Source organism: Variovorax sp. 05N34 (genome assembly GCF_056397405.1).
The window spans coordinates 551,875-574,273 of record NZ_JBFTNI010000004.1 but is presented as its reverse complement, the minus strand read 5'-3'; the positions used below and the strand labels follow the sequence as shown (position 1 = coordinate 574,273).

The following is a 22,399-nucleotide window of genomic DNA, read 5'->3' as shown; positions in this document are numbered from 1 at the left end:
GATGCAAATCGCCCTCCCGCGCGGGTAGCGCAGGACAGCGGGAAAAACATGGGGATCGACTTGGGAGCGCGGGGGCGTGTGCCGAAATAGCGTTGCGCAGACGAAAGCGTCACCGGTGCGACGGTCGTTCATCGCACCGATCGAGGTGAGGTCACCTCAGCTTTCGGGGTCCATCCCGCGCAACGGGATCTCGGCGCACGTCTGCCGTGCGTCGCCGCTCAGTGAGGCGGCGGTGCCGCGCTGAAAAACTCGCGGAAGTGTTTCTGAACGACAGCTTCGCAGGCCGCGCAGCCGGGGTCGTCGGGCTTGAACAGTGCTTCGGGCCAGTTCGAAGCGGCGGGCAGCACATTGGCGCTGACGTCGATGCCGGCCCCGCCCAGCCGCTGCGCAAAGGCCAGGGCTTCGTCGCGCATCGGATCGTCCTTGCCGACCAGCACCAGCGTTCGCGCCACCTGGGCCAGCCTGAGCGAGCCGCCCGGAACCGCATAGGGGTGCGTCGCATTGACGGGTCGGCTCAGGTACTCCTGCCAGCCCGACGCCCAGCGGCACTGCACGGCATCGCCTTTCGCCTGCCGCAGCGATGCCGTTCCCGTGCACGGGTCAAGCATCGGCGACAGCAGGATCTGCCCGGCCAGCGGAGGATGTGACCGGTCGCGCGCCATCAGGGCGACCGCCGCGGCCAGGTTGCCGCCAGCCTCTTCGCCAGCAAGAAACACCTCCGCGCCCTTGCCGCCCAGTTTGGTCCGCTGCTTGTAAAGCCACTCGAGCGACGCGAAGCCGACTTCGATGGGTTCGGGGAACGGAGCCTTCGGGGCGAGTGGATAGTCCAGCGACACCACCACCGCACCGGCGCCGACCAGCAGCCGGGCCACATTGCGGCCGTTGTCCAGGTCACCGCAGACAAAGGTGCCGCCATGGAAATGCAGCACCAGCGGCACCGTGGCACCCCTGGCGCGCTCGCCGTAGACGCGGGCCCGTACCGCCTCGCGGCCGGGCAGTTCGATGCGGATGTCCTTTTCGGCATCCCGCACGGTGGCCGGGGAGCCTTCGGCGATCGACGGGGATGTTGGGGTTGACATGGACGACCTCTGTGGATGGACGATAGGTGGAATATAAGTCTCTGGTCCGTTGCTGCAACCAGACACCGGACCCCACTCTGTTTCCATTGGAAGAACAATCGACCTGAGAGGCCGTGTGAGAATCCCGCTCCCCCGGCCCCCCCGCCAACTGGCGCCCGTCCCATCCCAGGAGCAGCATAGATGGATCAGATCCAGGCCATGCGGATCTTTGTCCGCGTCGTCGAGGCAGGCACTTTCACCCGCGCAGCGGATTCGCTCGGCCTGCCCAAAGGCACCGTCACCAAGCAGATCCAGGCGCTGGAGTCGCGCCTGCACGTGAAGCTGCTCAATCGCACGACGCGGCGCGTCACTGTCACGCCTGACGGCGCCGCCTATTACGAACGCACCGCCCGGCTGCTGAATGACTTCGACGACATCGAGTCGAGCATGACCAACGCGCAGGCCAATCCCACGGGGCGATTGCGGATCGATGTCGGCTCGTCAATGGCGCGGCTCGTCATCCTGCCGTCGCTTGCAACCTTTTGCGACCGTTATCCGGACATTCAGGTCGACGTGGGGGTCAGCGATCGGCCCGTCGACCTCATTACGGACAACGTCGACTGCGTGATTCGGGGCGGCGATTTGACCGACCAGTCACTGGTGGCCCGGCGCATCGGCAACCTGCCCTGGATGACCGTGGCCTCGCCCGCATACATCAAGCGCTATGGCGTGCCGCAGCACCCTTCGGACATCGAAAAGCGCCACCTCGTGGTGAGCTTCTTCTCCGGCAGCACCCGCCGCGTGTATCCACATGAATTCCATCGCGGCGAAGAGCAACTGGAGATCGCGGGGCCCTATCGCGTCTCCGTCAACGACAGCAATGCGCACATGACGGCCGTGCTGGGGGGCTTCGGCCTCTCACAGGTCATTACTTATATGGCGGAGCCTTACATTGCCAGCGGCGAGTTGGTTCAGATCCTGCCGGACTGGACCCGGCCGCCGCTTCCGGTGCATGTGGTGTATCCGCCCAACCGGCACCTGAGCGCCAAGGTTCGCGCCTTCGTCGACTGGGCCGCGGAACTGTTCGCGAAGCATCCGCAACTGCAGCGCATTTGAAGTCGGCGGAGGAAGTAGCGGCGGAAGGCGCGCATTGCAGCCTTGTCGCGCAGTGTCATGCGCCTTCCTCCGACACGGCGGTGTGCACTTGGCGAGCAGTTTGCCCGTGAGGAGGCGACATGAACAGCTTGCGGAACGAGCAGATCCCGCGCCAGGCATCTGGCGACCCTGCGCTTGGGGAAGCCGGATATGTGATGGAGTGGGTCATCGATTCGGCAAACTACTGCGGCGAACACGAGCGCCTCACGCGACGCGCTCTCGCCGAACGCATCGCCGCATTGCGGGGGCTGCAGTACTACGGGCTGGTGAGCCATCGTCCGCCGCCGCCGGGCCCCCTGTACTTCGTACCGAGCGATACCGTGGAAACCCACCGGGCGCAGGCCATCGGCATTCGCAGCGAAGACGATTTCTTCGGCGGCGCGGTGCCCTTCCGCTATGTCGCGACCAAGGCCATCAGCCATCCGCTGCACGATGACAGCGCGGAAGGCCCGCGTGACTGGGTCGAATCGTTTGCACCGCGCGTCCGCAAGTGCGTCTTGCCCGGCACGACCGCATTCAGCGAAGCCGATGCGCGCCGCGCCGGCCGTGTGCTGTTGTCCAAAGGCGATGTCAGGCTGAAACCGGTGCGAGCCACGGGCGGCAATGGGCAGACAGTGGTGAGGGACGCCGCTTCTCTCGACCGAACGCTGGCCAACATTCCGGACATCGCGACGGACGGCGTCGTCCTCGAGCGCAATCTCCACGACCCGCGCACCCTCAGCGTCGGTCAGGTGAAGATCGGCGGGCTGACCATCAGCTATTACGGCCTGCAGCGGCTCACGCAGAACCATCGTGGACATTGGGTCTACGGAGGCTCCGACCTGACCGCCGTGCGAGGCGGCTTCGATGCGCTCGACCAGTTGCAGCTTCAACCCTCGCTGCAATTGGCGATCGAGCAGGCAGCGGTCTATCACGCAGCCGTGGTCGAGAGCTTTCCCGGTTTCATGGCGTCGCGCATCAACTACGACGTCGCACAAGGCCATGACGATGCAGGCCAATGGCGTTCGGGCGTGCTGGAGCAGTCATGGCGTCTCGGCGGCGCGACCGGCGCGGAAGTGGCAGCGCTCGAAGTCTTCAAGACGCAGCCCGAGCGCTCGCTGGTGCGCGCATCGTGCTTCGAGGTGTTCGGCGAAGCCGAGCTTCCGCCCGGAGCCTGCGTCAACTACAGCGGCCATGACCCGGACGTGGGCCGATTGATGAAATACAGCTTTGTAGAAGCCCATGGCGACCCGGCATAAACAGGTCGAGATCGCCGTGGACGGGCAGCACATCGAGGGCACGCTGGTCGCTGCCTCGAACGCCGTGCCCGGCGTGCTGCTCGTGCATGGCTGGGACGGCAGCCAGGAGCAATACAAGGCGCGCGCGCACGAGATCGCCGCGCTGGGTTGCGTCTGCCTCACGTTCGACCTGCGCGGCCACGCCCGGCATGTCGCCCAACGGCAATCGGTGAGCCGCGAGGAGAACCTGCGGGACGTGCTCGCCGCCTACGATGTTCTCGTTCACCATCCCACTGTCGATCCGGAATCGATCGCCATTGTCGGGAGCAGCTACGGCGGCTACCTCGCGGCCATCGCCACGACGCTTCGGCCTGTCCGGTGGCTGGCGCTTCGCGTTCCGGCCCTCTACCGGGACGCCGACTGGAACGTTCCGAAGGGAGACTTGAGCCGCAGCGATCTGGCGGAGTACCGAAGGTCCGTCGTGGCGCCGCCGGACAACCGCGCGCTGGCCGCTTGTGCGCAATTCCGAGGCGACGCGCTCATCGTCGAATCCGAGAACGACAAGACCGTGCCCCACGCCGTGATCGAGAGCTATCTGGGCGCCTTCAAGCATGTCAAATCGGTCACCTATCGATGCATCGCCGGAGCCGATCATGCGCTGTCTGACGAGCGAAGCCGCCAGGCCTACGGCATGCTCCTGGTCTCATGGATGACCGAGATGACGCTGGGCGCCCGTGCCGCGGCCGGGCTGCTGCGACCCGCGCCGGACAGCCCCGCCTGAGCGCTGCGTAGCGGGAATTGGCGTGTCATCGATTTCGATGACAGACGGCGCAGCGCAAAGGGCGCAGCATGGCGAACCCTCTATCGGAGATCGCCAATGTTCATCCCCAAATCCGCATCTGCAGTCTTGGCCCTTCCTTTGCTGTGCGTTGCTGCCCTGTCGCCGACGGCGCGCGCCGCATCCGGCACTCCGGACATCGCCACGCTGACTGCGAGCGAAGCCGTGCGGCAACTGTGCGCCGGTTCGCTGAGCAGCGAGCAATTGGTCTCCGCCTATCTGGCGCGGGCCAAGGCCAGAACAAACCTCAACGCTTTCGTCACGCTCGACGAAGCCGGCGCCCTGAAGGCTGCCAAGGCTGCCGATGCGGCCAGAAAACGCGGCGGTCCGTGCAAGCCGCTGGCGGGGCTGCCGATCGTCATCAAGGACAACATCCAGGTGCAGGGCTTGCCCGCCACGGCCGGGACGCCAGCGCTGAAGTCCTTCGTGCCCACCTCCGATGCGCCCGTGGTCGCCAAGCTGCGGGCGGCCGGCGCAGTCATCATGGGCAAGACGAACATGCACGAGCTCGCCTTTGGGGTGACTGGCTACAACCCCACTTTCCAGAGCGGTCCCGAGGTCGGCGTGCGCAATGCCTACGACCCGACACGGATCGCCGGCGGCTCGTCTTCCGGCAACGGCGCGGCGCTCGGCGCCCGCATGGCACCGGCCGCTCTCGGCACCGATACGGGCGGCTCCGTGCGCATCCCATGCGCCTTCAACGGCTGCGCTTCGCTGCGACCGACGGTCGGACGCTACTCGCAGCAGGGCATCGCGCCCATTTCGCACACGCGCGACACGGCGGGCCCGATGGCTTTGTCCATGGCCGACGTTGCGCTTCTCGATCGGGTGATCGCTGGCGGCAAGCCTATCGAGGCCGCCAGTTTGAAGCGGGTGCGTCTCGGCGTGGTGCCGGCCTTCTACGCCAATCTGGATGCCGACACCAAGGCCGCCACCGATGCCGCGCTGGACAAGCTGCGCGCCGCCGGCGTGACGCTGGTGGACGTGGACATGCCCCATCTCATGGAAATCAACGGAGCAGTCGGCTTCCCCGTGGCGCTTTACGAAGCACACGACGACATGGTGGCCTACCTCGCCAGGTACCCGACAGGGATCGACATTGCCAAGCTGACGGCGGGCATCGCCAGCCCGGACGTCAAGGGCACATTCGAAGGACTGGTGATGCCGCGCAAGTTGCCGGCCGCCAATGGCGTAGTCGACGCCAAGCCCGCCTACGACAACGCAATGCGCGTCGCTCGACCGCAATTGCAGAAGCTCTACGCCGAGACGTTCGCGAGGAACAAGCTCGATGCTTTGATCTTTCCGACCGTGCCGCGTGTGGCGCTGGCGGCGACGCCCGAGGCCAGCAGCCCGGAGAACTTCAGTGCGCTGATCCAGAACACCGACCCGGGCAGCAATGCAGGCATCCCGGGCATACAACTGCCCGCCGGCCTGGGCGCCACGACAGGCTTGCCGGTGGGGTTGGAACTGGACGGGCCGGCAGGCAGCGACCGCAAGCTTCTGGCCATCGGGCTGGCGGTTGAACGCGAGCTGGGCCGCTTGCCGCCGCCGAAGGCGAAGTAGACCCTGCGGCTCAGCGCCTCGCCCAGCCCGAAAGCGCCGAGCGTCTTTCAATGCCCAGCTTGTCGAAGATGCGTCGCAGGTAGGTCCGTACCGTCGCCGTGGCCCGGCGCCGCCCAATCAACACCAGGCGCGGCGCAGCGCCTCCTGGCTGGCCGGAGGCAGGACGCCGAGCCTCACATGTCCGGGCAAGCCGAACGAAGCCGTGTCCCGGAGCTTGATGCCCACCGCTCTGAGCGCTTCAACCCGATCCATCGAATACGGGATATTTGGCTGCGCACAAAAATAGTTGGCGACGCCGGGGAGGCAATGCCAATCGAGCGATTCGCACAGGGCAATTTGCGCTGACTTCCACATCCGCAGCGTGGTCCGGCTCTCGTTGAGCCAATGCTGCGCCGTGTCGCTGGTCCAGCACTCAAGCAACGCAATGCCGTGCGAACCCAGCGGCCATGAAGGCGCGAGCCGGTTCATGTCCAAAACCATTTCGTCCGCGACGACGGGCGCGATTGCGTAGGCGGCGCGAATGCCGGTCAGGCCGAACGCCTTGTTGGGCGTCCATAGTTGCCATACCGCGTCCAGCCCCTCGGCGGTGAGCGACAACGCGCCCTCCAGCCGCAGCGGTTCGTAGGCGAGATCGAGCACGCGGACCGCGTTGCAGGTCGGCATTTCGACGACTTCAGCCAATTCAGTGCACGGCTGGCCCAGCGGGCTCGATGGATCGCAATACCAGACCAGGTCTGCACGATCGGCCTTGACCGCTTCAAGTCCCCATGCGCTCGCCGCACGAAGATAGTCGCCATAGCAATACGCCGGTACGCGCACGCACCGTCCGCCGCGACGCGCCACCGCCGCGGTGATGCGGCCGATGAACTCGCTCGCGCTCGCAGCAATCACGATGCGCCCGGCCTCGACGCCGTGAAAGCGCGCCAGTCGTTCGCGCAGCGCCGCATAGAGCGGGTCCGGATAGCGGCTGGCATCCGCCCGTCGCACCGCCAGCAGTGCCTCCGGGCAGGGTCCGCAAGCATTGCTGTTGGTCGAAAAATCATGCGGCACCGTGCCGCGCGCGTCCGGGCCTCCATGCAACGGCTCGATCGCTTCAACCATGCTCATCCTTGGCTCCATGCCGCCCTGCCCCACGCCACGACCGTGGCGCATACGGCAGCCAGCACGACTGCGCGCGAAGCCAAGGCGATGGCGTCGACGGTGTCGCTCGCAGTTGCTTCCCGGCCCGCCGCGTTGAGTGCATAGACGTCCGGCTTGGCAAGCCGCACGCCCAGCCGCAGCGCCATCGCCGCCATCGGCCACCCACTGTTCGGCGAAGGGGTCCTGGCCGCTTCTCGCCGGCAAGCCGAGAAGCCGACCCGACCCCACAGCAGCATCGCCGTGAGTCGCGCAGGAATCCAAGACAGAACGTCGTCCGCGCGAGCTGCCCATTTGCCCGCCCACTCCCACTGCCGGCCGCCGCGATCACCCCGATAGCCCCACATCGCGTCGGCAGTGTTGGCGAAGCGATAGACCGCCGCGCCCGGCAGGCCGAAGAGCACGAACCAAAAGAGCGGCGCGACCACGGAATCGTTGAGGTTCTCCGCCAAGGACTCGATGGCGCTTTCTCGAACCTCGGTGCCGCTCAATGCACTCGCGTCGCGGCTCACCAGTCTCGCAAGCTGTACGCGGCCCGCCTCAAGCGATGTGCCGAGCGCGGCCTCGACGGCCAGCACTTCGTCGCACAGCATGCGCCACGCAAGCAACGGCTTCAGGGCAATTCCGATCAGCAATATTGCGGCCCAAACTGGAACCTTGCTCGCAATCCGATTCAACAGGCACGCGACGGCCAGGGCCAGGGCGGCACCCACACACCAGCCGATCGCACCTCCGGCAAATGCCGCGAACTTGCGCTCGGGCGTACCAGCCATCGGCGCGATGCGTTTTCCGGCGCCGTCCAGATAGCGCCCCATCCAGACCACCGGATGCCAGCGTGCAGCCGGCTCGCCGAGCCAGCGATCGATGGCGAGCGCAAGCCAGAGGGCCGCTATCGAGATCAAGGCCGACATCCCGCGCCTTCTTCCCTCGTCAGTCCTCGATGCCTCGCTGCGCCGGAATGCCGGCTTTGAACGCATGCTTGACCATCTGCATGTCGGTCACGGTGTCGGCCAGTTCGATGATCTCCGGCGGACAGCGCCGGCCAGTCAGCACCACATGCACTTCCTTGGGCCGCGTACGAAGTGTTTCGAGCACGCCATCAAGTGGCAACCAGCCGTAGATGAGCGGATAGGTGATCTCGTCGAGCACCACGAGAAAGTAGTCGCCGGAGAGGATGGCCGCCTTCGCCTTCTGCCATCCGTCACGCGCAAGCTGGGCGGAGTGCTCCAGGTCCTGGCTCTTCCAGCTGAAGCCGTCGCCCAGACCTTCGATCGGGATGCCGATCTGCTCGAACATGCGGTGTTCGCCGAATCGCGCGCTGGGCACCTTCATGAACTGAAAGATCTTCACCGCCTTGCCGCGGCCATGCGCCCGCAGCGCCAAGCCGAAAGCCGCAGTGCTCTTGCCTTTGCCGTCGCCGGTGTTGACGATGACGATGCCGCGGCGCTCGCCTTCGGGTTTTTCGTACGGCTTTTCGCTGGGAGGTGTTTCGATTTGCATGAGTTCTCGGAAGTTTGCTAGCGGGGAATGACCATCCAGTGCCCCGCCACACTGTGAACGGCCACACGGCGATCGAATACGGATTCCAGTGCGCTATGCGTGGCCGCCTCGCCGCAACGCCCATGATGGATCACCCGCCCTTGCGCCATGAGCACCATGTCGTCGGCGGCCAGCGCGACGTTGAGTTCGTGCAGCACGCTGATCACGGTTCGGCCACTGGCGACGAGACTGCGGGTGGTCTGGATCCAGTCCGCCTGGTGCGGCGGATCGAGGTTGGCGAGCGGTTCGTCCATCAGCAGCACGTCGGCCTCGACCGCCAGCGCGCGCGCCAGCAACACCCGCTGGCGTTCGCCGCCCGACAGATGGCCGAGCGGCCTGTCGCGCCACTCCCAGGCCTGGGTGCTGCGCAATGCGTGTTCGACCGCTGCGCGATCGGCTTCGCTCGGAGTCGCGAGCCATCGCTGATGCGGCAGGCGGCCCAGCATCGCGACGTCGAACACCATGAGATCGTCCGCGCTGCCCTCGCCCGCACCGCCCTGGCCGAGCCAGGACATCCGCCGCGCGCGCGCGCGGCCGGTGACTGCCGAAAGCGGCTGACCCAGCAAGCGCACTTCGCCTTCGCAGGGCAAGAGCCCCGCAATGGCCTTGAGCAAGGTCGACTTTCCGGCACCGTTCGGTCCGACGATGCTCGTCCATCGAGCCTGAGCCAGGGCGAGATCGATGCCGTGCAACACCTCCGTGCCGCCGAGCGCCGCACTGAGATGCCGCGCCTCCAGCGCCGGTTCGCCAATCGCGACCTGCGCCATCACATGCCCCCCCGCGCGCGCCGCCGATGCATGAGCCAGAGCAGATAGCTCCCGCCGAGCACAGCCGTCAGCACACCGACGGGCAGTTCCTGCGGCGCCACCAGCCAGCGCGCGAGCAGATCGGCCGACATCAGCAGCAGACCGCCCACCGCACTCGACAGCAGGATCAGCCGCGCATGCGTCGTCTTGACCGCGGAGCGCACCAGATGCGGCGCCGCCAGCCCGACGAAAGCGATCAGCCCCGTCTGCGCGACAGCTGCACCCGTTGCCAGCGCCAGCACGGCGACGAGTGCGGCTCGCATCGCTCCGAGCGGAAGCCCCAGACTGCTCGCCGTCGACTCGCCAAGCGCCAGGCCATCGAGCACGGGCGCGAGCGCCCATCCGAGCAGAAGGCAGATCACCCCCACGCCGCCCATCACCGCGCAGGCACTCCAGCCCACCAGGCCGGTGCTGCCGAGCATGAAGCCCTGGATCGCCTGCAGGACATCGGTCGATGCAATGGTGATCAAGTCTTTCACCGCGCCGAGCACCACGCCGACGATCACCCCTGCGAGCAAGAGCCGGAGCGTTTGCTGAACGCCTCGCGCCAGCACCAGCGTGAACATCACCGCCAGGACGGCGCCAAGGAAGGCAGCGCCCGTCACCCCGAGGCGTGCCACCCATTGCATGCTGGTCGGCGAAGCACCGAACATCCACAGCGCGAGCGCCACGCCGAGCGATGCGCCGGACGCGCTGCCCAGCAAGTAGGGATCGGCCAGGGGATTTCGGAAGAGCCCTTGCGCCACGGCGCCCGAGAACCCGAGCAGCGCGCCCGCGAGCCACGCACCCAGGGTTCGCGGAAGCCGGATGTCCCAGACGATCTGCAGCGCAACCGGATCGCCCCAGGCCCTGAGGACGCTTTCGAATCCCGTGCTCCCGACACCCGCGCCGAGCATCAATACGGCGGCGCCCAGGACCAGCAAGGCGATGCCGAGCGCGAGCGCGCGGCGATGCTGGGTTTTCATCGGCCCTCCGCGCGCATCACGGCGCCTTCGCCAACAGGCATTGCGCCATCAGCCTTGCAGCTTCGCCCATGCGCGGTCCAGGCCGCACCAGCACGTCCGATTCATCCGCGGTGAAGCGGCAGATACGCCCACTGCGAACGGCCTTGATGTGGCCCCAGCCCGGCCGCTGTTCCATGCCTTGCCCGCTGCGCTCGCCCACCATGATGAGGTCAGGATCGGCGCGCACGACGAACTCCGGATTCAGCTTGGGAAACGGACCGAGCGATGCAGGGACGATGTTCCTTGCACCGAGCCGCGTGAGCGTCTCGCCGATGAATGAAGACTCGCCGGCCGCATAGGGCCCGTTGTTGACTTCGAAGTACACACGCGTGTGCTTCACGCTCTCCGGCAGCGACTGCGCCGCCGCGGAGACGCTGGCGTCGATGGTGCGCCAGACCTGTTGCGCATCGCCAGCGCCCAGCAATCGGGCAAGCGCCTCCAGCACGCGCCGCACATCGGCATGGTTCTTGGGTTCGAGCACCACCACCTTGAGCCCCAAGGCTTCCAGTCGTTCGGTCACACGCGAAGATTTTGCGAGCAGCACGACGTCGGGCTTGAGCGCGACGATGGCCTCGACATTCGGATCGATGCCTCCGCCCACCTGCGGCAGGACCCGCACGGATGCGGGCCAGTTCGAATAGCGGTCCACGCCGACCAGTCGATCGCATGCGCCGAGCGTGCAGACGGACTCGGTCAATGATGGCAGCAGCGTCACGATGCGTTGTGGCGGCTTCGGGATGTCGACGCCCACGCCTCGCTCGTCCGTCACGATGACAGCCTGCGCCGCCACCACAAAGACGGCGAGGAACGCGGCAATAGACAGTCTCACGAGGCAATTCACCCGGGCTCCTTCAAGGTCAACGGCAGCCCGGCCGCCATGAACGTGACGCGATCGCAAGCCGCCGCGACTTCCTGGTTGAGGCGCCCGAGTGCATCGACAAAAGCGCGGACGTCGCGTCCGAGCGGAATCACCCCGAGGCCGATTTCATTGCCGATGAGCACCAGCGGACCTCGCGCCGCGCTGATTTCTCGCACGAGCGCCGCACTGGCAGGCTCCGCCGCAGCCTCATCGAGGCCGACCACAGCGTCTGCCGGCATCAGCAGATTCGTGAGCCAGAGCGTGAGGCAATCGACGAGCACCAAGGTCTCAGGCGTGCTGTGCTCCCGAATCGCCTCCGCAAGCGCGAATGGCTCCTCGATGGTGATCATTGCCGGCACGCGCACTGCGCGATCGCTGCGATGCCGCGCAATGCGGTCCCGCATTTCCTCGTCGCGCGCCAGTGCGGTCGCAACGAGAACCGCGCGATGCGCCGTCGAACGAGAGAGCCACGCCGCAGCGACTTGTTCGCCGCGGCGCGACTTGCCGCTACGCTGGCCGCCCAGGATCAGTTCGCGGCAAGCCGTGGTCACTTGGGTTGCCACCGCACCGTGAGGAAGAAGCCGCGCCCGGGCTGGTTATAGCCATAGGCGGTCTCGTAGGTTGCGTCTCCGACGTTCACGATGCGTCCCTGCACTGACCAGTTTTTCGAGACGCGGTATTCAGCATAGAGGTCGACCGTCGTGTAGGCGTTGAGCACCAGTTTGTTGGCCGCATCGTCATAGCGCTTGCCCACGTAGAGCGCCGAGCCGCCGAACTTCCACGGGCCGACGGCGTAGTCAGCGCCAAGCGTCGCAACATCCTTCGCGCGGCGCGGCAGTTGTTTGCCGGAGATCTCGTTTTTTGGATCGAGGGAGTCGTAGCTTGCATGCAATCCAAGGTCGCCGTATTGGCCATCGTAGCTCAGCGTCGCACCCTGTATGCGTGCCCGGGGAATGTTCTGGGGCAGCGTGGTGTTTGTGATGAACCCATCGATGTCATTCTGATACGCCACCAGTTTCACGGTATGCGCGCCCTGTGTCCACGTGACTCCGAGATCGGTGTTCTCGCCCTCTTCCGGCTTCAGGTTGGGGTTGCCGAACGCCGGGTAGTAGAGCTGATTGAAAGACGGCGCGACGAAGCTGGTGCCATGCGAGACGTTGACGCGCCAGTTCTCGGTGAAGCGGTACCCGTAGCCCGCGAACCACGTGTCATGGTCGCCGAACTGCGAGTTGCTGTCGTGCCGCCCGTTGACCTGCCAACTGTGCGGGCCCGCGTTGCCATTGAGGCCGACAAACACCGAGTCGATGTCGCGTTCGGTCACGCTATAGCGGGTGTCGCTGTTCACCTTTTGTTCGAGGCGCTCGAAGCCCGCGAGCACCGTGCCGATGGGCGTGACGATGTCGTTCTGCCACAGGTACTGGTTTTGCGTCGTCTCGAAAAGACCCGGAACGTTCCCCGGCGCAGCCACGATGGCGTGCGTGTCGTCGTCGCTGCGGCCGTATCGCAGCTGCGTGGTCCAGTTCGATGTCACAGCCCCGCGCACGCCGGCGTAGCCGTTCTGCGTGCGCTGCACGCCGCGCGTGTCGCGGCCCAGGCCGTCGTCGTAGTGGTTCAGGCCATCGGAATACAGCAGGCCGGCATCGAACTTCCAGTCCGGGTTGAACTGATAGCCGAACGATGCGTTCGCGGCGCTCTGGTTGAAGGGATCGCGGTCGGGGTTGTAGTTGTTGAACGGCACGCGACTGTTCGTCGCCGAAATGCTGTTGACCAAGGTGCGCTGAACATCGAGCGCGTAGGTCGCGGCCCCGGACGCGCCGCTGAAGCCGCCGGCGATCTGCTTGTAGCTGTCCGTGCCGATCGTCGAAGACACGCGGGGGACGAACAGGTCCTCGCCCCGAGTGGCCTTGCGCGTGAAGATCTGCACCACACCGCCCACCCCGTCACTGCCGTAGAGCGCGGAAACCGGGCCTTTCACCACTTCGATGTGGTCGATCATCTCGACCGGGATGTTGTCCCAGGACGGTGTTCCGAGCGTCGCGGAGCCGTAGCGCACACCATCGATCAGCAAGATGGTGTGACGGCTCTCGGCCCCGCGGATGAGCACGCCAGTCTGTTTGCCGGGTCCGCTGCCGGTCGACGATATCTGAATGCCCGGAATTCGCGCGAGGATTTCGGGCAGCGTGCGGTTCGACTGTTCTTCGATTTGAGCGCGGTCGATGACGACGGTGTCCGACACCAGATCGTTGGTGCGAGTGGGCGTGCGCGTCGCTGTCACGACGGTTTCGGGGAGCGTGGGATTGGCGCTCTGGGCCATGGCCGTCGATGTCATGCCCATCAAGGCGACGACAGCCAGGGAAACCGAACGAAGGCGCGCGAGCGGCCACGGACGAGCACACCTCTGGGCGGGCGCGGAAAAAACGCAGTGATTCATGAGGAGACAACAAAGATCAATGTCCTTCGCCGGCTTCCCCGCCAACGCTTGGACGTCATGGCTGCTGCACGCTTGCGCATGCGGCAGCCGCCTCGTTGGCCGGTATCCGGGCTGGCAGTACGGCCCTCGTCGCCTTCCCAGATGCCTGTTTCAGGGCACCCAGTGGCTGATTGACGAAGGTGGCGCCCGATGGGCGCCGACTGCTTGACCGTTGCGGGGGCAGCGCAGGCTGGCTCGGTCCCGGGGGACCTCGACTCCTGCTTCCCGTTGAACTGCGGCGCGTGAACCACGCAGCGAGCACCAACGCGTGGAATTGTAGGGTGTCCGCCTGCCCCGGAAACTACAATCGCACCCCATGCCCGCACCGAGCCGTATTGACCAGATCGCCGAGCGCGTCGAACGCCTGCTCGTGCGCCACGAAGAAGTACAGCGCACCAACGCTTTGCTTCAGGACCAGGTGGACGCGCTCACGCGCGAACGCGACGCGCTCAAATCGCGGCTTGCCGCCGCGCGCACGCGGCTCGATGCGCTGCTCGAACAGCTACCGGCCGATCCCACTCAAGACGCAAGCTCACGTTGATGAAACAAATCGAAGTCCAGATCATGGGCCAGGGTTATCTGCTCGGCTGCCCCGAAGGCGGCGAAGCGCAATTGCGTGAAGCCGTCGAACGCGTCGATGCCGCGATGTGCAAGATTCGCGATGCAGGAAAGGTCAAGGCCCGCGACCGCATCGCCGTGCTGGCTTCGCTCAATCTGGCGTTCGACCTCGTGCAACGAGAGGCACAACCAGCTACGGCTCCGGCGCCCGCCCCCGCCGTCGCGGGAGATGCAGCCGACGACCCTGCCGACGAGGCCCGTGCCGCGCAATTGATTCAGCGGCTCGATCAGGCCCTCGCGGGCGATGGACATTTGCTCTAGCCACAGCGCCCGAGAGGCGTAAAATCCACCTTGTCTGCGGTGCGTGTCGGGCTCTATATGTCCTTGTTCCAATGCTCTACCGAGCAGGGCTTGGTATATCGCTTGGCGGGTGTGATCATCTCGCGTCAGATGAACCCGAAGCCTTGCTGCCCTCGCCCACCTGAACCCCGGTTCAGGATGCGAGTCCGGCCTCACTCGCAGACACCTCATTTGAGAAAGCCACGGCCCTGTTCGGGATCGTGGCTTTTTTTTGGTCGTTCGCGACGTGCCGTATAAAGTCGGCACGCAGCGCATGCCGTCGCCATCGATGGCCGTCGCGTGTAGAGCTCACAACCAAAGGAACAGCATGAAAATCCTGATCGCCGTCGACGGCAGTTCGCACACCAGGAAGGCCATCGACTACCTGGCCCGGCATCGCGGCATGTTCGTCGAAGGCAACGAGCTCGTCATGGTGCACGTCTGCGTCGGTGTGCCCGGACACGTGGCGCGGCATCTCAGCAAGGGCGTGATCTCCGACTACTACGCCGAAGAAACCGCGAAGGTGGTCGAGCCGCTCGAAGCACAGCTCGCCGAACACAACATCACGAACTACACGATCGACCGGCGCCATGGCCATGCCGCGGAAGAGATCATCAACGCGGCCACCAGCTTGGGGGCCGAGCTGATCGTGATGGGCACGCATGGCCACGGCATCCTGGGCCGCGCACTCATGGGTTCCGTCGCGACCAAGGTGGTGTCGGAGACTGACGTCTCGGTGCTGCTGGTGCAATAAGCGAAAGCTACCGCGATTCAACGCGAGCCAGCGCGACGGCTTCAGGCGCTGCCGAACAGGTCCTTGTGCTGTTCGCGCAGCAGCGCCTTCTGCACCTTGCCCATCGCGTTGCGAGGCAGCTCGGGCACCACGAAGCAGCGCTTGGGAATTTTGAAATTGGCCAGCTTCGCTTTCAGTTCGGCAATGACGCGTTCACCGTCGACCGAAGCGCCCGGGCGCGGAATCACGATCGCAACGCCCACCTCGCCGAAGTCCGAATGCGGCACGCCGACGATGGCACTTTCGGCGACGCCTGGCATCTCGTTGATGTAGCCCTCGACTTCCGCCGGGTAGACGTTGTAGCCCCCACTGATGATCAGATCCTTGCTGCGTCCCACGATGGTGACGTAGCCCAGGCCGTCAATCTTGCCGACGTCACCGGTCTTGAAGTAGCCATCGGCGGTGAACTCTTCCTTCGTCTTCTCCGGCATGCGCCAATAGCCGGAAAACACATTGGGACCGTCCACTTCGATGTTGCCGATCTCGCCAGTCGCGCAAGGCTCTCCACGATCATCGTGCACGCGCAATGCGACGCCGGGCAGCGGAAAGCCCACCGTCCCGCCTCGGCGCTCGCCTTGCACCGCGCTGTAAGGGTTGGAGGTGAGCATGACCGTCTCGCTCATTCCATAGCGCTCCAGAATCGTGTGATCGGTCCGGTCACGCCATTCGTTGAAGGTCTCGATCAACAGCGGTGCCGATCCCGAAATGAAAAGACGCATATTGCTGCACGCGTCGCGCGTCAGGCCCGGCTCGGCCAGCATGCGCACGTAGAGCGTGGGCACGCCCATGAACACAGTCGCATCGGGCAGGCGCGCCACCACCCGCTGCGCGTCGAAGCGGTTCAGCCAGATCATCTGGCTTCCGCTGATCAGCGCGCCGTGAATGGCGACGAACAACCCATGCACGTGAAAGATCGGCAGCGCGTGGATGAGCACGTCGCCACCCTGCCTCGAGCTCCGCCAGCCCCAGTAGTCCTTGAGCACTTGCGCATTCGACAGCAGGTTGCCATGCGAAAGCATCGCGCCCTTGCTGCGGCCCGTCGTGCCGCTGGTGTAGATGATGGCCGCGATGTCGTCGGCGCTCTTTGGCGCCACGGCGTGCTGGTCGCCGCACTGCGCCGCTTTTTCGAGCAGCGTGCCGGTGCGGTCGTCGTTGAGCGTGAAGACGTGGCGCGTGCCGGCCCTCTTTGCGATGGGCGCGACCCACGACGCATTGGCGCTGCTGCAGACGACCACTGCCGGCCCCGAGTTGCCGATGAAATATTCGATCTCCGCAGCGCGATAGGCCGTGTTGAGTGGCACGAAGACATAGCCCCCGCGCAGGCTCGCGAGATAGAGCAGCATGGCCTCGACCGATTTTTCGACCTGTACCGCGATGCGAGCGCCCTTCTCGAGCTTGAGCGAATCTAGCAGATTCGCAATCATCGCGCTTGCCCGCACGAGATCGCGCCATGAATAGAAAAGGCCGTCGTCGGTTTCAACCGCGATCTTGTCCAGATCGGAGGGAAAAGCGGCGCGCAATGCGGCGTAGAGATTGGCGTTTGTCGTCGTTTCGGTCATGGCGGGTTCAAAAAGCGGGGCTGCGTTTGGCAAGGAAGGCAGCAATGCCTTCGCGATGTTCGTCGGAGTCGGCGTAGTCATAAGCGACCGCCACCAACGGCGCCATCGGGTCTTCCCCATCCACGGCAGCGGAGCGCCGAAGCGCCGACAAGGTGCGTTTGTTGAGGCGGGCGGCTTCCGGCGCGAGAGCCGCGACACGTTTCGCATGCGCGAGCGCTGTCGCCGGCAACTCCGCGTCGGGCACCACGCTGAGAAGAAACCCCGCCTCATACAGGCGTTTTGCGCCATGCACGCTCGCCGCGAGCAGCATGTCTCGCGCGAGCGCATCGCCGAGCGCGCCGCTGACCAGCGCAGCCTCACGCGGCGCCATCGGAAAACCCAGCTTCGCAATCGGCGCGCCGAACTTCGCGGATTCGCCAGCCAGCCGAATGTCACAGCAGCTTGCGATTTCGACGCCCGCACCCATGCAGGCACCCTCGATCTGCGCGATGAGCGGCACTTCGCAAGCGAGCATGGCCGCCAATGCAGCCCAGACTTCGTTCTCGTGGAATTCGCGAAGGCTGCCTTCGTCGAAGCGGAACGACGGGTATTCGGAAATATCGCCCCCTGCGCAGAAGGCCCCGCCCTCCCCACGCACGATCACGCAGCGCAAGGATGCGTCTTGCGCCAATCCTTCGAACACGGCGCGCAGTTCGCGCCACATCGCTCGCGACATGGCGTTCAGGCGTCCTGCGTTCGTCAGCGTCACGACCGCGATCGGACCCTCGCCGCGCAGCGTGATCGAACTTGCCATCCGGCTTGTCTCCTTGTTTTGAACGGACTGCATGGAGCTCAGCTCTTGAGAAAAAGATCGTCGACTTCGCCCGACACCGCCACTTTGCCCTGCGCCAGCAGTGCGCGATGCTTGTCAAGCCGCTTGAGATCGTAGAGGTAATTGACCATGAGACCGTAGGACTGCTTCAGCCCCTTCGAGGATGGATCGCCGGCCCAGTTGAGTTTCTCGACGCGCGCGCCGTTCCCGAGATGAAAACGCGCAACCGGATCGATCGGCTTGCCGTCCGCCGTGGCTCGACCGAGATACTCCGCGGCCGATTGCAGCAGCAGTTGCCGCACCGGCGACTTCGCATCCAGCGACCCCGCGTCTTCGGCGGCGGCGAGAAACCGCTCCCCCGTCGGCGGCAACGAACCGACCACGCGGCCCAGTTCCGTCGCGCGCTTTTCATCGAGTCGTTCCACCATCGCCGCCGCGTTCTTGCCGAGCCAGGCGCGAAAGCCGGGAATCGGCGACAAGGTTGCGAAGGTCTTCAGACGCGGAAGCTCGTCCTGCAGGGTTTCGACCACGCGCTTGATCAGCGAATCGCCGAAGCTCACGCCGCGCAGGCCCGTCTGCGTATTGCTGATCGAATAGAAGATCGCCGTCGTCGCCTTGTCCGGCTTGACGACCGCCGCCGCTTCGTCCAGCAATGGAACGATGCCTTCGCTGATGCGGTCGACCAGTGCCACCTCGACGAAGATCAGCGGTGTGTTGGGCAGCCGCGGATGAAAGAATCCGTAGCAGCGGCGGTCGCTGTCGAGCCGGTTCTTGACGTCGGCCCAGCTCTTGATGTCGTGCACGGCTTCGTACTGGATCAGTTTCTCGATCAGTGAGGCCGGTGAATCCCAGCTGATGCGCCGCAAATCGAGGAAAGCGACGTCGAACCAGGTCGAAAACAGATGTTCGAGTTCGGCGTCCAGCGGAAGCAGCCGGCGGTCGCCCTTCAGGTGCGGCAGAAGCTGTGCGCGCAACTCGACCAGGAAGCGCATGCCGTCCGGATCGATCGCGAATCGCTGCAGCAGGCGTGCGCGCGGCGAAACCAGCGCGCGGCGCAGGTCGATCTCGGCCTGCCCTTCGTCGGGCGTGCCGACCGCGGCCTCATGCAGGTCGCGCGCGCTACTGAGCTTTTGCACGTCGGGCGCGAAACGCTCGCTCATCAGCAGCCAGATGTCGCGCCGCTCGTCGAGTTCGCGCCCGGCATACCACTGCACGACGGCGTGTGCGCGGCGGCCGGCTTCGACGTCGCTGATGCTGGGGTCGACCACCGCCTGCAACTCCACCAGCGCGCGCCGCAAGGCGCGCGGCGCGAGTGCTTCGCCCGGTCGGCGCAGCGTGGCTTCCAGACGCTCTGAAAGGGGTCGGGGCGCAGTCGCTGACTTGCCGCCTTCGGCAGTGTGGGTCGGCCGCAGGCGCGAAACGCTGCGCGTGATCCAGTCGCTGGCATTCATGGATGAGCTTGGCCTTTTGTGAAGCGCAAAGGCCCGCACGGCCTCGCGCCGGGGCGCGGGGCGAAAAGGGGGCGGGCGGACGGCAATCCGGAATATTACCCGCGTGCTCGTCGCCGGATCAGCTGCAATTGACGATCTTGAATTCGACTCGGCGGTCCAGCGCATCGACGGCGTCGTCGGTGCCGCTTCCGATGATGTTCTCGCGGAATCCCCGGCCGCTGGGCGTGGTGCGCTCGCTCAGCGAAGTGGATTCGTCGACCAGGCGCTGCTGCACGTAGCGTGCGCGCTGCATCGAAAGCACGTCGTTGTAGGCCACAGGCCCGGTATGGCTGGTGTGGCCGATGATGTCCAGGCACACCTTTGCATCGGCGCTCGCCTTGGCGATTTCATGCAACCACATCGGATACGGACCGCTGATCTGCGTCTCCGACCAGAACACGGTGCTGTTCGGGTTGAACAGGAACTTCACGCCGAGCTGCTGGTTCGCGATGCCGTAGGCCACGAGCTTGCCGAATGCGTCCTGCGCCTGCGCGGTGCGGCCCAGCTTGGCCGAGCTCAGGTACATGCCGTTGAGCACCCTCAGCTGATCGCCGACGGGCGAGCCGCTGGCGGCGCTGTATTGCGCATAAGCATCCTGGTAGCGCTGCGCGTTGTAGGCGCTGGTCGCATCCTTGATGGCCGGCGCCACCGCGATGCGTTCGAAGTAGTACGCGTCGGCGCGCTGGCCAGGCGGCGTGGCGGTGGTGCGGATATAGCCTTCGATCACACGGTCCTTGACCGCCATCGGCGTGTCCCTGTAGTACGGCAGCGGCGTGTGGTCGAGACCCTCGTCGCGCGTCACCGCGGACGACTGCGCGACCACGTTGCCACTGGCAAGCTCGGTCAGCGCCAGGTCGATCCGGATCGGTCCTTGCGGCTTGTCGACAGCCAGGCGGGTCATCGTGCCCGTCAGCAGGTAGCGGGCCTTGCCCATGCTCGCCCCCTGAAACGGCATGATCTCCAGCGAGTCGGCTTTCGAAGTCATCCGGTCGGCCACGCGCTCCTGCAGCATCTGCGTTGCCACCGTCTGCTGGGCGCTGCCGGCGTCGATCATCGGGTCGACCACCACGCCACGCTTGCCGCTGATCGAAGCCAGAAAGCCCTGCGTCTGGCTGGCAAGCCCATCGGTGGCCGCGGCGACGGCCTGGTCGAACGGAAGCTCTGCATTGGACGAACCTGGGGCCGTGGCGCAACCGGCCGCCAGTGCGGCAACAGCCGACAGGAACAGGGCTTGCGCCCAACGCGAGAAGGTCGTGGAGGTCATCATTCACATCCCTTTCTCAAGAGCGCGGCTTCGCCTGGCGCCAGCGGACCGAGCGATGCTCGCTGAAGCAGATCGGTGCAGCTGGAATGGATTTGTGCGGCCTCCAGCGGCGACGCAGGCTGGACCACCCGGGCCGGAAACGAGGCTTCGGACTCGACATTGCGCGGCTCGCGACGCACGGTCTTCTGGGCGTCGCTGCGCGAACGCCATGCGGTTTTGCGCGCGGGCGCGGCTTTCGCCGATGCCGCAGGTTCGATGGCCTCAGCCGACGGGCTTTTCGCCGGCATCGCCTCTGTTGATTTCTCATCTTCGGCGCTGGAAACGGAAAGCTGCGGCTGGGGCGTCGGCAGAGGGGGTGCAACCGTCGGAGCGACGGGCTTCACTGCCGGTGCAGCCGGTGCATCCGGTTCAACTGGGGCGACGGGTGCGGCTGGCGCAATTGACGGGGGCGCCGAAGCCTTCTGGGGTGCCAAGGTGGTCTCCGGAGGCTGCGACGATGCCGCCCCGTGACGATCATTGAAGCGGTAGTAGCCGTACGCCGCAGCACCCAACAGCACGACTGAAGCAGCCAGCGCATAAGTTTTCCATCGGCTGCCCGGTTGCCCGCCCGGACTCGGCGCCTCGCGCAACGGCGGCCAATTCGAAACGGGCGCGCGGTTCCAGCGCTTGACGGGCCCGGCCCAATGCAAGGCTGCACTGAGTGCCCGTTCTGCCGGCGCCGACGTCGTTGGCCTTGACGTTGGTGCTGGATCTGGCGTTGATATTGGCGTTTCGCTTTCTCGCACCAGATCCGGCGGTAGTGAAAGCTCTTCATCCAGACTTGCATCGCCGGGAGACTGCCTCCCCGACGAGACATCGCCCCGCCGCACCGCGCGCGCGAGTTCCAGGTCCTGCAATTGCTCGCCGCAACTCAGCATCGTCCAGAATTCGGCCGCACTCTGCGGCCTGTTCCGCGGATGCAGCGCCAACGCGGCATCGACCGCTGCGAGGAAAGGTTCGCTGTAGCGGCCCCGCGCCACCTGCGTGAGCGGCTTCAACTGGTCGTTCATCAAGCGTTCGATCGACGGCGTCGGCGGATGGCCGGTAATGGCGGCATGGACCACACCCGCCACCGCATACAGGTCGGTCCACGCGCCCTGCTTCATCGAAGCCACTTCGCCGTACTGCTCGATCGGCGCGAACCCAGGCTTGAAGACGACGGTCGGCGACGAGGTCATGCCGTCGATGACGCGCCGCGCTGCGCCGAAGTCCAGCAGCACCGGGCCGCTCTGGGTCAGGAGGATGTTGTCCGGAGAGACATCGCGGTGAAAGCAGCTCGCCGCATGCATGGTGCCGAGCGCGTCGAGCAAGGGGCGCAGCCAGCCGCAAAGCTCCGCTTCGTTCGGTGGACGCCCCAGATCCTCGAGCGCGTGGGCGAGCGTCGGGCCGTCGTAGTAAGGCATCGCCATGTAAGCGGTGCCGTTGCCTTCCCAGAAGTGCAGCACCCGGACCAGCGACGGATGATCGAAGCGCGCGAGGATTCGCGCCTCGTTCAGGAAGCTGCGCAGCCCAAGGCGAAAACCTTCCCTGTGCCGCTGCGACTTGACGACCACTGCCGGCGATACGCTGGCGCGCGAAGCGAGGATGGCCGGCAGGTATTCCTTGATCGCGACGTGCTGTTCGAGCGCGTGATCCCAAGCGAGGTACACGATGCCGAAGCCGCCCTCGCCGATCGGGCCGACGATTTCGTAGTCGAGGAGCCGCAGGCCTTCGGGCAGCGTGTGCGCGGTGGATCTGTCGGCGTCGCTCCACTCCAGCGCCGATGCCGCTTCCGCATCGCGGCCGGTGACCGAGCCAGGCACTGTATGCAGGTCGAGTGCCATCGCGAGCTCATTGCGTGCTGCGCACGATACAAACCAGCATTGACATGACGTCGAATCCCCTGTCGTGAGCACCCACT

21 protein-coding genes and 1 riboswitch are annotated in these 22,399 nt (G+C 65.6%); of the genes, 7 read left to right on the top strand and 14 right to left on the bottom strand.

Going from position 1 to position 22,399, the window contains the following annotated elements; all coding sequences use genetic code 11:
* Positions 1-218: 218 nt before the first annotated feature.
* Entirely contained in the window at positions 219-1,079 is an 861-nt protein-coding gene (locus tag AC1DMA_RS14605; RefSeq protein ID WP_478123461.1) for an alpha/beta hydrolase, read from the bottom strand.
* A 180-nt stretch (positions 1,080-1,259) separates the two neighbouring features.
* Between AC1DMA_RS14605 and AC1DMA_RS14600 the strand changes: the two genes are divergently transcribed.
* The 4 genes from AC1DMA_RS14600 (at position 1,260) to iaaH (ending at position 5,831) form a co-directional block, all read left to right on the top strand.
* Positions 1,260-2,174, top strand: coding sequence for a LysR family transcriptional regulator (locus tag AC1DMA_RS14600; RefSeq protein WP_478123462.1), 915 nt, complete (start codon positions 1,260-1,262; stop codon positions 2,172-2,174).
* 119 nt (positions 2,175-2,293) lie between these two features.
* The gene (locus AC1DMA_RS14595; RefSeq protein WP_478144627.1) at positions 2,294-3,451 is read left to right on the top strand and encodes a DUF3182 family protein; all 1,158 of its coding nucleotides are present in this window, start codon (positions 2,294-2,296) and stop codon (positions 3,449-3,451) included.
* Positions 3,435-4,211 carry an alpha/beta hydrolase family protein gene (locus tag AC1DMA_RS14590; protein ID WP_478123464.1) on the top strand — a complete coding sequence of 259 codons (777 nt, stop codon included), beginning with the start codon at positions 3,435-3,437 and terminating at the stop codon, positions 4,209-4,211. The genes AC1DMA_RS14595 and AC1DMA_RS14590 overlap by 17 nt, the downstream gene beginning before the upstream one ends.
* Positions 4,212-4,307: 96 nt before the next feature.
* Positions 4,308-5,831: an indoleacetamide hydrolase gene (gene iaaH / locus AC1DMA_RS14585; RefSeq protein WP_478144626.1), complete on the top strand. Its 1,524-nt coding sequence runs from the start codon at positions 4,308-4,310 to the stop codon at positions 5,829-5,831.
* Between the two features lie 117 nt (positions 5,832-5,948).
* Here iaaH and AC1DMA_RS14580 read toward each other — a convergent pair whose 3' ends face one another.
* The 8 genes from AC1DMA_RS14580 to AC1DMA_RS14545 are packed head-to-tail and all read right to left on the bottom strand — an operon-like array spanning position 5,949 to position 13,505.
* Positions 5,949-6,938 (bottom strand): aminotransferase class I/II-fold pyridoxal phosphate-dependent enzyme, encoded by a 990-nt coding sequence (locus AC1DMA_RS14580; RefSeq protein WP_478144625.1) that lies wholly within the window; start codon positions 6,936-6,938, stop codon positions 5,949-5,951.
* On the bottom strand, positions 6,935-7,879 hold the full coding sequence (cbiB, locus tag AC1DMA_RS14575; RefSeq protein WP_478144624.1) for an adenosylcobinamide-phosphate synthase CbiB: 945 nt from the start codon (positions 7,877-7,879) through the stop codon (positions 6,935-6,937). Before cbiB ends, AC1DMA_RS14580 begins: the two co-directional genes overlap by 4 nt.
* A gap of 19 nt (positions 7,880-7,898) precedes the next feature.
* A complete protein-coding gene (gene cobO / locus AC1DMA_RS14570) occupies positions 7,899-8,468 on the bottom strand; it encodes a cob(I)yrinic acid a,c-diamide adenosyltransferase (protein WP_478144623.1) in 570 nt (189 codons plus the stop codon).
* 17 nt (positions 8,469-8,485) lie between these two features.
* A complete protein-coding gene (locus AC1DMA_RS14565) occupies positions 8,486-9,274 on the bottom strand; it encodes an ABC transporter ATP-binding protein (RefSeq protein ID WP_478123469.1) in 789 nt (262 codons plus the stop codon).
* Positions 9,274-10,278 carry a FecCD family ABC transporter permease gene (locus tag AC1DMA_RS14560; protein WP_478144622.1) on the bottom strand — a complete coding sequence of 335 codons (1,005 nt, stop codon included), beginning with the start codon at positions 10,276-10,278 and terminating at the stop codon, positions 9,274-9,276. Before AC1DMA_RS14560 ends, AC1DMA_RS14565 begins: the two co-directional genes overlap by 1 nt.
* 16 nt (positions 10,279-10,294) lie before the next feature.
* Positions 10,295-11,146 carry an ABC transporter substrate-binding protein gene (locus AC1DMA_RS14555; protein WP_478144621.1) on the bottom strand — a complete coding sequence of 284 codons (852 nt, stop codon included), beginning with the start codon at positions 11,144-11,146 and terminating at the stop codon, positions 10,295-10,297.
* Between the two features lie 8 nt (positions 11,147-11,154).
* Complete coding sequence (locus AC1DMA_RS14550) at positions 11,155-11,727, bottom strand: bifunctional adenosylcobinamide kinase/adenosylcobinamide-phosphate guanylyltransferase (protein ID WP_478144620.1); 573 nt, start codon at positions 11,725-11,727, stop codon at positions 11,155-11,157.
* Positions 11,724-13,505: a TonB-dependent receptor domain-containing protein gene (locus AC1DMA_RS14545; protein ID WP_478144619.1), complete on the bottom strand. Its 1,782-nt coding sequence runs from the start codon at positions 13,503-13,505 to the stop codon at positions 11,724-11,726. Before AC1DMA_RS14545 ends, AC1DMA_RS14550 begins: the two co-directional genes overlap by 4 nt.
* 182 nt (positions 13,506-13,687) lie before the next feature.
* Positions 13,688-13,927, bottom strand: a riboswitch (cobalamin riboswitch).
* 35 nt (positions 13,928-13,962) lie between these two features.
* Here AC1DMA_RS14545 and AC1DMA_RS14540 point away from each other — a divergent pair.
* The 3 genes from AC1DMA_RS14540 to AC1DMA_RS14530 all read left to right on the top strand — a co-directional run bounded on the left by AC1DMA_RS14540 (position 13,963) and on the right by AC1DMA_RS14530 (position 15,297).
* A complete protein-coding gene (locus AC1DMA_RS14540) occupies positions 13,963-14,187 on the top strand; it encodes a DUF904 domain-containing protein (RefSeq protein ID WP_478123474.1) in 225 nt (74 codons plus the stop codon).
* Positions 14,187-14,525: a cell division protein ZapA gene (locus tag AC1DMA_RS14535; protein ID WP_478123475.1), complete on the top strand. Its 339-nt coding sequence runs from the start codon at positions 14,187-14,189 to the stop codon at positions 14,523-14,525. Before AC1DMA_RS14540 ends, AC1DMA_RS14535 begins: the two co-directional genes overlap by 1 nt.
* 346 nt (positions 14,526-14,871) lie before the next feature.
* A complete protein-coding gene (locus AC1DMA_RS14530) occupies positions 14,872-15,297 on the top strand; it encodes a universal stress protein (RefSeq protein ID WP_478123476.1) in 426 nt (141 codons plus the stop codon).
* A 41-nt stretch (positions 15,298-15,338) separates the two neighbouring features.
* Here AC1DMA_RS14530 and AC1DMA_RS14525 read toward each other — a convergent pair whose 3' ends face one another.
* The 5 genes from AC1DMA_RS14525 to AC1DMA_RS14505 form a co-directional block, all read right to left on the bottom strand.
* A complete protein-coding gene (locus AC1DMA_RS14525; protein WP_478144618.1) occupies positions 15,339-16,895 on the bottom strand; it encodes a malonate--CoA ligase in 1,557 nt (518 codons plus the stop codon).
* Positions 16,896-16,902: 7 nt separating this feature from the next.
* Entirely contained in the window at positions 16,903-17,688 is a 786-nt protein-coding gene (locus AC1DMA_RS14520) for an enoyl-CoA hydratase/isomerase family protein (RefSeq protein ID WP_478144617.1), read from the bottom strand.
* Between the two features lie 38 nt (positions 17,689-17,726).
* Positions 17,727-19,157 (bottom strand): malonyl-CoA decarboxylase, encoded by a 1,431-nt coding sequence (locus AC1DMA_RS14515; RefSeq protein WP_478123479.1) that lies wholly within the window; start codon positions 19,155-19,157, stop codon positions 17,727-17,729.
* A 118-nt stretch (positions 19,158-19,275) separates the two neighbouring features.
* Positions 19,276-20,460, bottom strand: coding sequence for an OmpA family protein (locus AC1DMA_RS14510; RefSeq protein ID WP_478144616.1), 1,185 nt, complete (start codon positions 20,458-20,460; stop codon positions 19,276-19,278).
* Entirely contained in the window at positions 20,460-22,322 is a 1,863-nt protein-coding gene (locus AC1DMA_RS14505; RefSeq protein ID WP_478144615.1) for a serine/threonine protein kinase, read from the bottom strand. Before AC1DMA_RS14505 ends, AC1DMA_RS14510 begins: the two co-directional genes overlap by 1 nt.
* Between the last annotated feature and the right edge of the window lie 77 nt (positions 22,323-22,399).

Excerpts from the sequence above, each read along its gene's own strand:
- AC1DMA_RS14605 (WP_478123461.1), bottom strand. The coding sequence starts at position 1,079 with ATGTCAACCCCAACATCCCCGTCGATCGCCGAAGGCTCCCCGGCCACC.
- AC1DMA_RS14600 (WP_478123462.1), top strand. The coding sequence starts at position 1,260 with ATGGATCAGATCCAGGCCATGCGGATCTTTGTCCGCGTCGTCGAGGCA.
- AC1DMA_RS14595 (WP_478144627.1), top strand. The coding sequence starts at position 2,294 with ATGAACAGCTTGCGGAACGAGCAGATCCCGCGCCAGGCATCTGGCGAC.
- AC1DMA_RS14590 (WP_478123464.1), top strand. The coding sequence starts at position 3,435 with ATGGCGACCCGGCATAAACAGGTCGAGATCGCCGTGGACGGGCAGCAC.
- iaaH (WP_478144626.1), top strand. The coding sequence starts at position 4,308 with ATGTTCATCCCCAAATCCGCATCTGCAGTCTTGGCCCTTCCTTTGCTG.
- AC1DMA_RS14580 (WP_478144625.1), bottom strand. The coding sequence starts at position 6,938 with ATGAGCATGGTTGAAGCGATCGAGCCGTTGCATGGAGGCCCGGACGCG.
- cbiB (WP_478144624.1), bottom strand. The coding sequence starts at position 7,879 with ATGTCGGCCTTGATCTCGATAGCGGCCCTCTGGCTTGCGCTCGCCATC.
- cobO (WP_478144623.1), bottom strand. The coding sequence starts at position 8,468 with ATGCAAATCGAAACACCTCCCAGCGAAAAGCCGTACGAAAAACCCGAA.
- AC1DMA_RS14565 (WP_478123469.1), bottom strand. The coding sequence starts at position 9,274 with ATGGCGCAGGTCGCGATTGGCGAACCGGCGCTGGAGGCGCGGCATCTC.
- AC1DMA_RS14560 (WP_478144622.1), bottom strand. The coding sequence starts at position 10,278 with ATGAAAACCCAGCATCGCCGCGCGCTCGCGCTCGGCATCGCCTTGCTG.
- AC1DMA_RS14545 (WP_478144619.1), bottom strand. The coding sequence starts at position 13,505 with ATGACATCGACGGCCATGGCCCAGAGCGCCAATCCCACGCTCCCCGAA.
- AC1DMA_RS14540 (WP_478123474.1), top strand. The coding sequence starts at position 13,963 with ATGCCCGCACCGAGCCGTATTGACCAGATCGCCGAGCGCGTCGAACGC.
- AC1DMA_RS14535 (WP_478123475.1), top strand. The coding sequence starts at position 14,187 with ATGAAACAAATCGAAGTCCAGATCATGGGCCAGGGTTATCTGCTCGGC.
- AC1DMA_RS14530 (WP_478123476.1), top strand. The coding sequence starts at position 14,872 with ATGAAAATCCTGATCGCCGTCGACGGCAGTTCGCACACCAGGAAGGCC.
- AC1DMA_RS14525 (WP_478144618.1), bottom strand. The coding sequence starts at position 16,895 with ATGACCGAAACGACGACAAACGCCAATCTCTACGCCGCATTGCGCGCC.
- AC1DMA_RS14520 (WP_478144617.1), bottom strand. The coding sequence starts at position 17,688 with ATGGCAAGTTCGATCACGCTGCGCGGCGAGGGTCCGATCGCGGTCGTG.
- AC1DMA_RS14515 (WP_478123479.1), bottom strand. The coding sequence starts at position 19,157 with ATGAATGCCAGCGACTGGATCACGCGCAGCGTTTCGCGCCTGCGGCCG.
- AC1DMA_RS14510 (WP_478144616.1), bottom strand. The coding sequence starts at position 20,460 with ATGACCTCCACGACCTTCTCGCGTTGGGCGCAAGCCCTGTTCCTGTCG.
- AC1DMA_RS14505 (WP_478144615.1), bottom strand. The coding sequence starts at position 22,322 with ATGGCACTCGACCTGCATACAGTGCCTGGCTCGGTCACCGGCCGCGAT.